The organism is Erwinia papayae (assembly GCF_058241465.1).
The window spans coordinates 687816-700586 of the sequence record NZ_JBZCHT010000013.1; the positions used below are offsets into that span (position 1 = coordinate 687816).

At 56.7% G+C, this 12771-nt stretch carries 12 protein-coding genes; 4 read left to right on the forward strand and 8 right to left on the reverse strand.

The features are described from left to right. Positions 1–5: 5 nt before the first annotated feature. Genes AC3RPL_RS19350 through AC3RPL_RS19365 form a run of 4 tightly spaced genes read left to right on the forward strand, consistent with a single transcriptional unit; the run spans position 6 to position 3492 of the window. Positions 6–914, forward strand: a complete 909-nt coding sequence (locus AC3RPL_RS19350; RefSeq protein ID WP_034934524.1) for a carbohydrate ABC transporter permease — start codon at positions 6–8, stop codon at positions 912–914. After that, on the forward strand, positions 904–1743 hold the full coding sequence (locus AC3RPL_RS19355; RefSeq protein ID WP_034934527.1) for a carbohydrate ABC transporter permease: 840 nt from the start codon (positions 904–906) through the stop codon (positions 1741–1743). The genes AC3RPL_RS19350 and AC3RPL_RS19355 overlap by 11 nt, the downstream gene beginning before the upstream one ends. 27 nt (positions 1744–1770) lie before the next feature. Further along, positions 1771–2862, forward strand: a complete 1092-nt coding sequence (locus tag AC3RPL_RS19360) for an ABC transporter ATP-binding protein (RefSeq protein WP_490741197.1) — start codon at positions 1771–1773, stop codon at positions 2860–2862. Between the two features lie 27 nt (positions 2863–2889). After that, a complete protein-coding gene (locus AC3RPL_RS19365) occupies positions 2890–3492 on the forward strand; it encodes an alpha/beta hydrolase (RefSeq protein WP_490741198.1) in 603 nt (200 codons plus the stop codon). Here AC3RPL_RS19365 and kdpD read toward each other — a convergent pair whose 3' ends face one another. From kdpD to AC3RPL_RS19405, 8 genes are all read right to left on the reverse strand, one after another. Next, positions 3493–6165, reverse strand: a complete 2673-nt coding sequence (gene kdpD / locus AC3RPL_RS19370) for a two-component system sensor histidine kinase KdpD (protein ID WP_490741199.1) — start codon at positions 6163–6165, stop codon at positions 3493–3495. It abuts the gene before it with no gap. 159 nt (positions 6166–6324) lie between these two features. Continuing rightward, positions 6325–6894, reverse strand: coding sequence for a potassium-transporting ATPase subunit KdpC (gene kdpC, locus AC3RPL_RS19375; protein WP_490741200.1), 570 nt, complete (start codon positions 6892–6894; stop codon positions 6325–6327). 10 nt (positions 6895–6904) lie between these two features. Continuing rightward, positions 6905–8953, reverse strand: coding sequence for a potassium-transporting ATPase subunit KdpB (gene kdpB / locus AC3RPL_RS19380; RefSeq protein ID WP_490741201.1), 2049 nt, complete (start codon positions 8951–8953; stop codon positions 6905–6907). Between the two features lie 18 nt (positions 8954–8971). Beyond that, positions 8972–10657, reverse strand: coding sequence for a potassium-transporting ATPase subunit KdpA (gene kdpA / locus AC3RPL_RS19385; protein WP_034934540.1), 1686 nt, complete (start codon positions 10655–10657; stop codon positions 8972–8974). Next, positions 10657–10740, reverse strand: a complete 84-nt coding sequence (gene kdpF / locus AC3RPL_RS19390; RefSeq protein WP_071994970.1) for a K(+)-transporting ATPase subunit F — start codon at positions 10738–10740, stop codon at positions 10657–10659. The genes kdpA and kdpF overlap by 1 nt, the downstream gene beginning before the upstream one ends. Positions 10741–10918: 178 nt before the next feature. Next, entirely contained in the window at positions 10919–11314 is a 396-nt protein-coding gene (locus AC3RPL_RS19395; RefSeq protein ID WP_490741202.1) for a polyketide cyclase, read from the reverse strand. Between the two features lie 78 nt (positions 11315–11392). After that, positions 11393–11884 (reverse strand): type VI secretion system baseplate subunit TssE, encoded by a 492-nt coding sequence (locus tag AC3RPL_RS19400; protein ID WP_490741203.1) that lies wholly within the window; start codon positions 11882–11884, stop codon positions 11393–11395. Positions 11885–11895: 11 nt separating this feature from the next. Continuing rightward, on the reverse strand, positions 11896–12693 hold the full coding sequence (locus tag AC3RPL_RS19405; RefSeq protein ID WP_490741204.1) for a type VI secretion system accessory protein TagJ: 798 nt from the start codon (positions 12691–12693) through the stop codon (positions 11896–11898). Positions 12694–12771: the final 78 nt, after the last annotated feature.

Genomic DNA, 12771 nt, shown 5'->3' on the forward strand with positions numbered 1-12771 from the left:
TATTAATGCTCAGTTTGCAACGACGTGAGCAGCGACAGGCATGGGTGCTTCTGGCACCCATGCTGTTGGTGATGGGCCTGTTAACTGCCTGGCCCCTGCTGCGTACCATCTGGCTTAGCTTCACCGATGCCGCATTAATCAATAATGGCGGCAGCATTAACTACACTGGTCTGGAGAATTACCTTTTCGCCCTGACCGATCCCGACTTCCTCTCATCACTGCTGCGTACTTTGTACTTCACCGTCCTGTCGGTAGCGCTGGAAGGCGTTATCGGGGTGCTGGTGGCGCTACTGCTTAACCAGAAATTCTATGGCCGAAGCGTGCTCAGGGTATTAGTTATCCTGCCGTGGGCATTGCCAACCATTGTCAATGCGATGATGTGGCGGCTGAACTTTAATCCCGACTACGGCAGCATTAACGCACTGCTTACCCAGCTGGGAATTATTGATGGTTACCGCAGCTGGCTTGGCTCGCCGGATTCGGCGCTGAATGCAGTCATGCTGGCCGACGTATGGAAAAACTACCCGCTGGTGACCTTACTGGTGCTGGCCGCGCTGCAATCCATTCCGGATGACCTGTTCGAGGCCGCCAGGCTTGATGGCGCATCCGCCTTCCGCCGGTTTCGTGCAATCACCTTCCCGGCGATTGTCGGTCCACTCAGCGTGGCGCTGATCCTGCGCACCATCGACGCCTTTAAAGTGTTCGACATCATCTATGTCATGACGCGAGGCGGCCCGGTAGACAGCACCAAAACGCTGAGTTTTTATGTCTATCAGGAGTCTTTCAGCTACCTGCGTGCAGGAAGCGGCGCAGCCTATGCCATCCTGATGACGCTGATGTGCAGCGTGCTGATTGCTATTTATATGGCGATGGTCTGGCGTCAACGCCGTCGGAGTACCGCTCATGAAACGTAATCTGCGTATTTTCTTCCGTTATTTTGCCGCCCTGCTGGTGGCTGCCAGTATTCTTGGCCCCATGCTGTGGCTGTTTATGATGAGCGTCAGTTCCAACACCGATCTGACCCGCGTGCCGCTGGAGTGGCTGCCGCGTCAGTGGGATTTCAGTCGCTATGCCCGGCTGGTGTCGCTACAGCCTGGTGAGCCCGGTGCCCTGTTCCTGCATGCACTGGGTAACAGTCTGCTGGTCGCCTGCGGAGCCACTGCTATCTCGCTGCTGCTGGCTGTCCCGGCGGCATTCAGTTTCTCCCGTTATCCTGGACGCGATGGCTGGCTGTTTGGCAGCCTGGCCATTTACATGGTGCCGCCGGTGGCCTTCGTTCTGCCGCTCTATTTCATCCTGCAACAACTCGGTCTGCTCAACACCCATGCCGGGCTGGTGCTGGTCTACTGCTCGCTGATCCTGCCGTTTCTCACCTGGATGCTGAAAAATCAGTTTGATACGCTGCCGCTGGATATTGAGCAGGCTGCCCGGCTTGACGGTCTGCGTTTCTGGCAGGTGCTGCTGCGCATCACCCTGCCGCTGGCGAAACCGATGCTGGGTGCCTCCGCGCTGTTTGGCTGGCTGCTGGCGTGGGACGAGTTTTTCTATGCGCTGCTGTTTACCAGCAACATCAGCGCACAAACGCTGCCGGTGACCATTGCCGGTTTCACGGCGGGACGCGCCACCGATGACGGGCTGATTGCCGCCGTCGGTATTCTGGCCTCGGTTCCCCCGCTGTTTATTGCCATCTGGCTACAAAAAAGCCTGGTCAGCGGACTGGCCAGTGGCGGCAGTAAAGGCTGACCGCAACAGAATTAAGAGGATAGCTGTATGGCTCGTGTTGAACTGGTTGGCGTGACAAAACGCTATGCCAAACAAACGGTACTCAGCCCGCTGGATCTGATCATTCCTGATGGCAGTTTTACCGTGCTGGTTGGCCCTTCCGGCTGCGGAAAATCCACCCTGCTGCGCCTGCTGGCAGGGCTGGACACCGTCTCAGACGGAAAAATAATGCTGGATAACCAAAAGATTAACGATCTCGATCCGGCGGATCGCGATATTGCGATGGTCTTTCAAAGTTATGCCCTTTATCCCCATCTGACGGTGGCCGAAAATCTGGGCTTTCATATGAAGGTCAGGCGCGTAAAGCGTGAGGAACAGCAGAGCAAGATCGCTCGCGTGGCGGAGATCCTGGGCATCAGCAAGCTGCTGAACCGTTATCCCCGTGCATTATCAGGTGGTCAGCGCCAGCGGGTGGCGATGGGACGGGCAATGGTGCGTAATCCCCAGGTCTTTTTGTTCGACGAACCGCTCTCCAACCTTGACGCACAGTTGCGCATGGAGCTGCGTGCAGAGATCAAAGCTCTGCATCAGCGTTTCAAAACCACCATGGTTTACGTCACTCATGACCAGGTCGAGGCGATGACGCTGGCCGATCAAATCGTGGTGATGCGTGAAGGTGAGATCGTGCAGCAGGGCAAACCGCTGGAGATCTATGACCATCCGGCAGATACCTTTGTCGCACGCTTTATTGGTTCCCCGCCGATGAACCTGCTGGAAGGCCAGCTGGAAAATCGTCAGGGAATGGCCGGCGTAGAGTGCAATGGCTTATGGTTCGCCCTGCCTGCACAGTGGCAAAAGGCGGCCTCGGAGCAGGGCCAGCGGCCAGTGATCGTCGGGATACGTGCGCAGGATTTTGTGCTGAACAGGGTTACAGACCTGCCGGAAGCACGGGTGAAACTGGTGGAAGTCACCGGTGAATCCAGCCTGCTGCACATTGACTGGCAGGGATTCCCGATGCACGTGCAGTTTGCCGGTCGCGTTTCCGCATCCCCGGAGATACCGCTGGCGCTGGCTGTCAACGTCGATAAACTTCATCTTTTTGATGCACAAAGTGGCAAACGCCTGCAATCTGAAGGATGACGCCTCTGTCCCCCTGTGAGGTTAAATATGACAAAAAAACTGGTGATTCTGTTGCATGGTGTAGGCAGCAACGGTGACGATTTAGCCGGGCTGGGCGCGCACTGGTGCGCCAGCCTGCCCGATCTCCACGCCGTCAGCCCGGATGCCCCGTTTCATTTCGAGCATGGTGCCGGTTACCAGTGGTTCAGCCTGACAGGTATCACGCCGGATAATCGGCCAGCGCGGGTTGCAGAAGCTCGCGAAGCCTTTGATGCCCTGCTCAACGACATCCTGATTCAGCATCAGATGCACGACCAGCTGGACAACGTCGTGCTGGCTGGCTTTTCGCAGGGTACGATTATGGCGCTGGATGCCGTGGTGACCGGACGCTGGCCGGTGGCGGGTGTGGTGGGATTCTCAGGCAGGCTGGCCTCCCCTGAACCCTTTAATGCGGCGCACAAGACGCCGGTTCTGCTGATCCACGGTATGGCTGACAACGTCATTCCCTTTGTAGAAAGCGAGGCAGCCGCGGCAACATTGCGTCAGTCTGGCATCACCGTCAGCAGCCAGTTTGAACCCGGCACCGGGCACACCATTACCGCGCAGGGCGCGGGCCACGCCGCCGCCTTTATCGCCCGATGCCTGGCATAGCTACTGGTACTCCTCCAGCTGCGGCGGTTCTTCCATTGGCAGGGTGATGACAAAACGTGCGCCGCCCTCACGGCGGTTCTCCGCATGAATTTTCCCGCCATGAATATCAACAATGGCCTGACAGATAGCCAGCCCAAGGCCGACGCCGGGCACGGCTGACTCTTTATTACCACGAGAAAACTTCTCGAAAATCTGCTCGCTCTGCCCATCGGCAATACCGGGGCCGTTATCCCACACGGCAATTGCCAGCCACTGGCGCGAAGGCAGGTGAGCGCTGATGCCAATAGTGGCCTGTGGCCCGGCATACTTCAGCGCGTTCTCCACCAGATTGGTCAACACCCGTTCCATCAATGGCCCGTCAACGTGGATCAACAGCATCTCAGGCGGCAGATCCAGCTCGATTTTGCGGCCTTCCAGCGACGGGGCCATCATTTTCAGGGTGCTGCCAATCAGTTCATCCAGCGCCATCCACTCAGCCCGCAGGCTGAAGCCGCCGGACTGCAATCGCGCCATATCCAGCAGATTATTGACCAGTCGGATAGTATTCAGGGTTTGCTCACGCATCGCGCTGGCCTGCGGCGCGTGCTTCGAACCCTCACTGGCCAGATCCAGCGTCAGGATCTCCGCCTGACCAAACAAGACGGTCAGCGGGGTGCGCAAATCGTGCGAAAGTGCGGAGAGCAATGCATTGCGCAGCTGTTCCCGTTCCGCCGCCAGACGGGAAACCGCCTCGCGCTGGCTGAGAGCAATGCGCTCCAGCGCGTTGGCAAGCAGTACGGTAAAGGTTTCCACCAGCCGCTGCTGTTCCGGGATCATCAGCTGGCGCAGATTAAGCGGCTCCAGTACCAGCAGCCCCAGCGTTTCACTCCCGGCTTTCAGCGGCAGGATCTGCCAGGGCACACCCGGCAGCGTATCGGTCCCGGCACCGGCAGGCTGACCTTTGTCAAAGCTCCAGCGGGCAATTGCCCGATCCGGCACCGCACTGAGGCGGGATTCACCCACCGTAATCAGTTCGCCTTCGCTGTCCGGCAGCAATAGTTCGCTTCTTGCCTGCAAAGTGGCATCCAGACTGCGCGGTAAGGTCTGGGCAATATCCTGCTGGCTCAGCGCCCGACTGAGGGTTTTTGCCATTTCATACAGATGCCGCGCCCGCTGCTCACGGTAGCGCGCCACACGCGCCTGATAGCGCACGCCTGCGGTCAGATTACCGACGATGACCCCCACGGCCAGCATCACACCAAAGGTTACCAGATACTGCACGTCTGACACGGCAATCGTGCCGGTGGGCGTGACAAAAAACAGGTCGAAAGCGACGATGTTAAGTACCGTTGCCACCACGGACGGCCAGCGGCCATAGCGCAGCGCCACCACCACTACCGCCAGCAGATAGACCATCACCAGATTCACCGAATCGACACCCGGCAACAGCCAGCGACCGGCCAGCGTGACCAGCGAACAGAGTACCGCCGCCGCCGCGCAGCCCTTCAGCTGCGGCCGCCACTTTTCACCCGGCATCCGGTTTAACGGCGCGGGACCGGCAGGTGCAGCAAGCGGTTCATCCAGCGCCACGATCACCAGATCCAAATCTGGCCCCAACTGTCCCAGCCGTCGGGCAAAGCCGTCATATTTCCAGCGTCGCACCGGGCGGCGGCCAATAATAATCTTGCCCAGGTTATGTTCCCGGGCGTAGCGCAGCACCGCATCAGCCTCGTGGGGATCGGAGAGCGTGGCGGTTTCCGCCCCCAAATCCTGCGCCATCTGTAACGTGCGCAGAATACCGCGCCGCCGCGCTTCTGACAGGCGATGCAGGCGGGGCGTTTCGACATAAACCGCGTGCCAGACGCTGTCCAGACGGGCGGCCAGCCGGGCGGCGGTCCTGACCAGTTTTTCACTGCCGGTGTTATCACCGATACAGAGCAGAATCGCATCCCGCGTATGCCACACTTTTTCTCGCCCCTGAGTGTCACGCCAGGCACGCATCTGATCGTCAACGCGATCCGCCGTGCGGCGCAGGGCCAGTTCGCGCAGAGCAAAAAGATTGCCCTTACGGAAAAAGTTCTCAATGGCGCGTTCAGCCCGGTCACCGATGTACACCTTGCCCTCTTTCAGCCGCTGGCGCAGGTCGTCAGCGGGAAGGTCAACCAGCACCACTTCATCGGCGGCGTCAAAAAAGGGATCGGGCACGGTTTCCCGTACGCGAATACCGGTCACGCCGCCAACCACGTCGTTAAGGCTTTCGAGATGCTGAACGTTGACGGTGGTCATCACATCAATCCCGGCATCCAGCAGCTCCTCAATATCCTGCCAGCGCTTCGGGTGACGCGAACCGGGCGCATTGGTGTGCGCCAGTTCATCCATCAGGATCACCGCCGGATTGCGGGCCAGCGCCGCATCAAGATCAAACTCCGGATGACGGTTCTGTCCGGTCGCCCGGCGGGGTAACACGGTCAGCCCTTCAAGCAGGGCGGCGGTTTCTGCACGTCCGTGGGTTTCCACAATCCCCACCAACACCTCCAGCCCCTGCCCTCGCAAACGCCTGGCCTCCTGTAGCATCGCCCAGGTTTTTCCCACGCCCGCACAGGCACCAAAATAGATTTTCAGTTTGCCCCGGCCACTTTCGTTGGCCTGTTGCAGCAGTGCATCCGGGTCGGGACGCTGGAGTTCATCATTCATTGGCAAGCATTAATCCTTAAAATCCGCGCAGCTGAACAAGCCTGGCACAGCCAGCCATCAGGCGTAATGCCCGGCGGCGTTTATCAATGCAATACGGGTGGAACCGTGTCCACCCGTAAAATTATCACTGTCAGCCCGCTCTCTCAGCTTCTGCGAACCTTATCGTATGGCATCAAGTGCCATGTTCAGCTTCACCACGTTGACCACAGGCTCACCGATAAAGTCCGGAACCGGCGCGGCGGTGTTCTCATCGATCAACCGCTTCACCTCAGCCAGTGGCAGCTTACGTGCTTCGGCCACCCGTGGAGCCTGCCAGACTGCCGCTTCAGGTGAAATCTGCGGGTCAAGACCGCTGCCGGAGGCGGTCACCAGCTCCACCGGCACGGCGGTATCAGCCTGCGGATTTGCCTTACGCAAGGCGGCCACCCGCTGGCGCACTGCCTCATCCAGAGCCGGGTTGCTTCCGGCCAGATTGCTACCGGAAGAAGCCAGCGGATTATAGGGAGCATCATTGGTGGCTGACGGTCTGGTCTGAAAATAGTCCGGACGGCTGAAGTTCTGCCCAATCAGCGCCGAGCCGCGCAGCTTGCCGTCAATCTCCAGCAGCGAACCATTAGCCTGTGCCGGAAACCACCACTGCGCCAGCGCGGTGGTGACTAAAGGATAAATCAGACCGGTAATGACTGACAGTAACAGCAGCAAAATCACGGTGGGACGTAACTGACTCATGATGTTTTCCTCAGAACCAACCGGTTACGGTCAGCAGCATATCGATAATTTTGATGCCCACAAACGGCACCAGCAAACCACCGACACCGTAAATCCACAGGTTACGCCGCAGCAGCGCTGCCGCACTTAGCGGACGATAGCTCACGCCTTTTAACGCCAGCGGGATCAGAAACACAATCACCAGCGCGTTGAAAATCACTGCCGACAGGATAGCCGAGTCCGGCGAATGCAGGCGCATCACATTCAACGCATTCAGTTGCGGGTAGGTGACGGCAAAGGCGGCAGGAATGATGGCAAAGTATTTCGCCACATCGTTGGCAATACTGAAGGTGGTCAGCGAGCCACGGGTCATCAGCATCTGTTTACCGATGTGGACCACCTCCAGCAGCTTGGTGGGGTTGGAGTCCAGATCCACCATGTTGCCCGCCTCTTTTGCCGCCTGGGTGCCGGAGTTCATCGCTACCGCCACGTCAGCCTGCGCCAGCGCGGGGGCATCGTTGGTGCCATCGCCGGTCATCGCCACCAGCCGCCCTTCTGCCTGATACTGGCGGATCAGCGCCAGCTTGGCTTCAGGCGTCGCTTCAGAGAGAAAATCATCGACGCCCGCTTCGGCGGCAATAGCCGCAGCGGTCAGCGGGTTATCACCGGTAATCATGATGGTTTTAATACCCATCTTACGCAGTTCGGCAAAACGCTCTTTAATGCCGCCTTTGACGATATCTTTCAGCTCCACCACGCCCATCACTTTCGGGCCGTCACACACCACCAACGGCGTACCACCTGCGCGTGCCACCTGCTCAACCAGCTGATTAACCTGGCTTGGGAACTGGCCGCCATTGCTGTCAATATGACGGCGTACCGCATCCACCGCCCCTTTACGGATCACCCGCTCCTGCACGTTTACGCCGCTCATGCGGGTTTGTGCCGAGAAGGGGATAAAGGTCGCGCCCATGCTGTTTAAATCGCGCTCGCGCAGATTAAATTTCTGCTTCGCCAGCACTACAATGCTTCGACCTTCCGGCGTTTCATCAGCCAGCGAGGCCAGCTGTGCCGCATCCGCCAGCTGTTCATCGCTGACGCCAGGGGCAGGTAGAAACTGAGTTGCCTGACGGTTGCCGAGGGTAATGGTGCCGGTTTTATCCAGCATCAGCACGTCGACGTCTCCGGCGGCTTCAACCGCACGACCACTGGTGGCGATAACATTCGCGCCGAGCATCCGGCTCATCCCGGCAACACCGATAGCAGAGAGCAGGCCACCGATGGTGGTCGGAATCAGACAGACCAGCAGTGCCACCAGCACCGTGATGCTGACCGCATTGCCGCCCCATGCAGAGAACGGCCACAGTGTCGCCGTCGCCAGCACAAACACAATGGTCAACGCCACCAGCAGAATGGTCAGGGCAATCTCGTTCGGCGTTTTGCGGCGTTTGGCTCCCTCAACCATCGCAATCATCCGGTCAAGGAAGGTTTCACCGGGGTTTACGCTGCACTGCACCACCAGCCAGTCAGAAAGAATGCGTGTACCGCCCGTTACCGACGCGAAATCACCGCCGGATTCACGAATGACCGGTGCGGATTCGCCGGTAATGGCGCTTTCATCTACCGATGCGCCGCCTTCCACCACCTCACCGTCGCAGGGAATGATGTCACCCGCTTCCACCAGTACCACGTCGCCTTTACGCAGCGAGTCTGCCGCTACCTGCTGATGCGAACTGCCATAATGCGGCGCGGCCATTTTTTTAGCGTAACTGGTTTTCTGTACCCCTTTCAGGCTGTTGGCCTGCGCCTTACTGCGCCCTTCTGCCAGCGCCTCGGCAAAGTTGGCGAACAGCACGGTGAACCACAGCCACAGCGAAATAGCGGCAGTGAAACCGGCACTCCCCGGCGTTTTGCCCATCGCCATCGCGACAGCCAGTAGTGAGGTCAGTATGCTGCCCAGCCACACCACAAACATCACCGGATTGCGAAACTGCACGCGTGGGCTGAGTTTTTTCAGCGCATCGCTGGCGGCTGTCCGCATCAGTGCACCATCAAACAGCGCCTGTTGATTACGACTCATGATTCTTTTCTCCGGCGATTAATGACCGAACATTTGCAGATGTTCTGCCACCGGCCCCAGGGCCAGAGCAGGAATAAACGTCAATGCACCTACCAGCAACACGGTGCCAATCAGCAGCGCGATAAAAAGCACGCCGTGAGTGGGTAAGGTGCCATTGCCAACCGGCTGGATTTTTTTCACCGCCAGCGAACCGGCAATTGCCATCACCGGGATGATGATGCCGAAGCGACCGACCAGCATGCAGAACGCCAGCAGCAGGTTCCAGAACGGTGTGTTTGCGCTCAGACCGGCAAAGGCACTGCCGTTGTTGTTGGCGGCAGAGGAAACGGCGTACAGCACTTCGCTGAAACCATGAATGCCGGGATTCGCCATCCCGCTACGTCCGGCATCGGTCATCATTGCCAGCGCGGTGCCCAACAGAACCAGCGTGGGCGTGACGAGAATAGCCAGCGCGGTCATTTTCATTTCCCAGACGTCAATCTTCTTACCGAGATATTCCGGCGTGCGGCCTATCATCAGTCCGGCGATAAACACCGCCAGCAGCACAAACAGCAACATGCCGTACAGACCGGCACCGACACCGCCGAACACCACCTCGCCAATCTGGATCAACCACATTGGCACCATGCCTCCCAGGGCGGTGAATGAGTCGTGCATCGCGTTTACCGCACCACATGAGGCGGCAGTGGTAATCACCGCAAACAGGCTGGAGTTAAGAATGCCGAAGCGCGTCTCTTTACCTTCCATATTGCTGGCGCTGTCAGCGCCAAGGGCAAGGAAATGTGGATTTCCACGCAGTTCAGCCCACATCACCACGACCACAGCCGCAATAAACATCAGCGACATTGCCCACAGCAGCGCATGGCCCTGGCGGCGATCTTTCACCACATCACCAAAGGCAAAACAGAGCGCAGCCGGGATCAGGAAGATCGCCAGCATCTGCACCACATTGCTTAACGCGGTCGGGTTTTCAAAAGGATGAGCTGAGTTGACGTTAAAGAAACCACCACCATTGGTTCCCAACATTTTGATCGCTTCCTGCGAGGCGACTGGCCCCATCGGCAGCGTCTGTTTCGCCCCTTCCAGCGTGGTTAAATCGAGATAGCCGGAAAAGTTTTGCAGCGAGCCCTGGCTGACAAAGAACAGTGCAATCAACAGAGAGAGCGGCAGCAGCACGTACAAGGTGACGCGCGTCATGTCGCGCCAGGCATTGCCCAGCGTACCGAGAGAGCGGTTAGCAAAACCCCGAATCAAAGCAAAGGCCACGGCGATGCCGGTTGCCGCAGAGAGAAAGTTCTGCACCGTCAGGCCAACCATCTGGCTGAAATAGCTCAGCGTGCTCTCGCCCGCATAGGACTGCCAGTTGGTATTAGTCACAAAGCTGATAGCGGTATTCAGTGCCAGATGCCAGCTGAGATTTGGCAGATGCTGTGGATTAAGTGGCAGGCTGGCCTGCGCCATCAACATCACCATCAGCAGAACAGTTCCACCCAGGTTGAACAGCAGGATCGCCAACAGATAACGACGCCAGTCCATTGGCTGACTCTCGACGCCGCTGACACGCCACAGCAGAGATTCGAAACCCGCCAGACCAGGTAAGGGTCGATCATCAATCAGTCGGGCCAGCCCGCTGCCTAATGGTTTGGCAAGAATTAACAGAACAGCCATGTAGCTGGCAATTAACAAAAATGCGCTGGCGGCCATCAGAACGCCTCCGCATTAATCAGGGCATACACCAGATAGCCCAACAGCAGAAACACCAGCACAATGCCGGCAATTAAGGCCATGCTCACAACACACCTCCGGGGCGCTTAAGGATGCCGATATTGTTGCCGCCGGGGTGCAAAGTTGATGTAAAAAAGCAGAGAGTTGATGTAAAAAAAATATAAAAATAGCGGGCGCAGAGGGCAGGCAGAGCGGGTCTGTTTTACACCAACGCTCCCTGAGGTGAACTTATCGCCAGATTCAGGTGGTCAACAGCGTATGCAGCGTCTGCAAATCGCGTTTCACGGCTTCAATGTCCTGGGCAAATCTGTCGTCGGACATCAACGGCTGGCGGAAGACGGTAATTAACACCTCAGCCCCCTGCTCGTTAGGAATCACCCGCATTGGCATATACACCTCCCTGCCGGAACCACTGTCAATGTAGTGATCCATCACGCCAAAGGGATTGTGGTCGGTAAAACGGATTTTCAGGTTTTGACCCGATTCGGCCGATTTCCAGTAATTGCCCTCCTGAACCAGCGGGGAAGCAGTCAGTCCCGTAGCCCATTTTGGGAAATAGTCAGGCTTCCAGATGGTTTCGTACAGGTCAACCCAGTTGCGGGGAATGGCAAGACTAACGGTTTGCGATGACAGCACAGCAACTCCTGAATTCTGGCAATAAAGCCCTAATTTAACCACTGTGCTGCGCAGATGCAAAGGGGCGGTCAGCCGCCCTCAGACACTTTTTAAATCCACTTTCGCGGTTTCAACATCATAAGCACCGTTGATGCAGAGATCGATGGGCTGCGGGTGCCATTCAATTAAGCCACGAATTTCAAACAGCACCTGACCATTTTTACCCAGCAGATCTTTGTCTGTTAACGGGCGAACCAGCAACGATTCCGGAATAATTCTTGATTCAAAGCGCAGCAATGCATTCCTGATACTTTTCTCAATAATGTTCCAGTTATGGTGATTCGCATATTGCCCGGAAAAAGGGGCAATGCCGTAATTCATCACCGAACCACATACGGCTTTATGGCGGTGTTCATCCAGGCGATCCTCAATATTCGTATTGTTCAACAGACTGGCGATATCATTTTGCACCACAGCACGCATCTTTCTCGCGTCAAAAAAAAAGGCATCGTGCGCCTCCTGGCTTTTTTGCGGCTCATCGTCCAGAAGTCTTTCAAACAGTGTCGGCAGGTAGTGAAGTTTTTTTTCCACAGCTGGCTCCGTCACGCAAATCTGACATCTGCGATTTCCAGCAATGAAAACTCACCACGATCGGTGATCAATACTTTTCTCCCCATGCCGGTGGAGAAAAGTTCGGATTGCTGCTGCCATTCGGTGATTAAACCCAGTTTTATCTTTTGGTCAGCCTGCGGCGATAACGGATAGCGAGCCGGAATATAGCCATAATAGATTTCATTATTGACTTTGATATGAGCGGGAGCCCACACCAGATCCAGTAAATCCCTGGGCTGCGCCACACTCATCATCTGAATAAGCGAGAAAGGAACCTGACGATAGCCACCGGCACTGACAAACTCGCAAACCGGACCGATTCGCCCGTCACTGTCAGCTATCCAGTTAAATGCGCCGATCATCTCTCCGCCACCGGCACTCTCCGGCGCCAGTTCAAATGCCTGGCTACGCAGCGCTTCCGACTGTTCAGGTTCATTCGCCGCGTGCAATCTGTTAGCTTCCAGAAGTAACGTCATCCACTCAGGTAATGAATCATCGAGTAATCCGGCGGTACGTGTGCCCATCAGTACGTCCTCCCGCACCAGCTCACTGAATACCAGACTTTTGCACAGCTCAGCTTCTTGCTGTGAGTGTTCATCAATCAGTTCAATGGTCTGAATCTGCATTAATGCTTTTTCCCATAATCCCTCAATGCAGTACAATTTGAATAATGTCTTACGTAGTTGAATATCTTCGGGTTTTGCTTTCACCTGCGACAATACATCGCTGATAATATTTTCCAGCGATGAGGATTTTAATAATTCAGCCAGACCATGTGCATCAGACATATTATTTTCCTTTTTATTCAATAGAGGCTGTCCAGCCCGGTTTTATATAAATCATGAAACACTAATTCAGGTACGTGT

Excerpts from the sequence above, each read along its gene's own strand:
- AC3RPL_RS19350 (WP_034934524.1), top strand. The coding sequence starts at position 6 with ATGCTCAGTTTGCAACGACGTGAGCAGCGACAGGCATGGGTGCTTCTG.
- AC3RPL_RS19355 (WP_034934527.1), top strand. The coding sequence starts at position 904 with ATGAAACGTAATCTGCGTATTTTCTTCCGTTATTTTGCCGCCCTGCTG.
- AC3RPL_RS19360 (WP_490741197.1), top strand. The coding sequence starts at position 1,771 with ATGGCTCGTGTTGAACTGGTTGGCGTGACAAAACGCTATGCCAAACAA.
- AC3RPL_RS19365 (WP_490741198.1), top strand. The coding sequence starts at position 2,890 with ATGACAAAAAAACTGGTGATTCTGTTGCATGGTGTAGGCAGCAACGGT.
- kdpD (WP_490741199.1), bottom strand. The coding sequence starts at position 6,165 with ATGAATGATGAACTCCAGCGTCCCGACCCGGATGCACTGCTGCAACAG.
- kdpC (WP_490741200.1), bottom strand. The coding sequence starts at position 6,894 with ATGAGTCAGTTACGTCCCACCGTGATTTTGCTGCTGTTACTGTCAGTC.
- kdpB (WP_490741201.1), bottom strand. The coding sequence starts at position 8,953 with ATGAGTCGTAATCAACAGGCGCTGTTTGATGGTGCACTGATGCGGACA.
- kdpA (WP_034934540.1), bottom strand. The coding sequence starts at position 10,657 with ATGGCCGCCAGCGCATTTTTGTTAATTGCCAGCTACATGGCTGTTCTG.
- kdpF (WP_071994970.1), bottom strand. The coding sequence starts at position 10,740 with ATGGCCTTAATTGCCGGCATTGTGCTGGTGTTTCTGCTGTTGGGCTAT.
- AC3RPL_RS19405 (WP_490741204.1), bottom strand. The coding sequence starts at position 12,693 with ATGTCTGATGCACATGGTCTGGCTGAATTATTAAAATCCTCATCGCTG.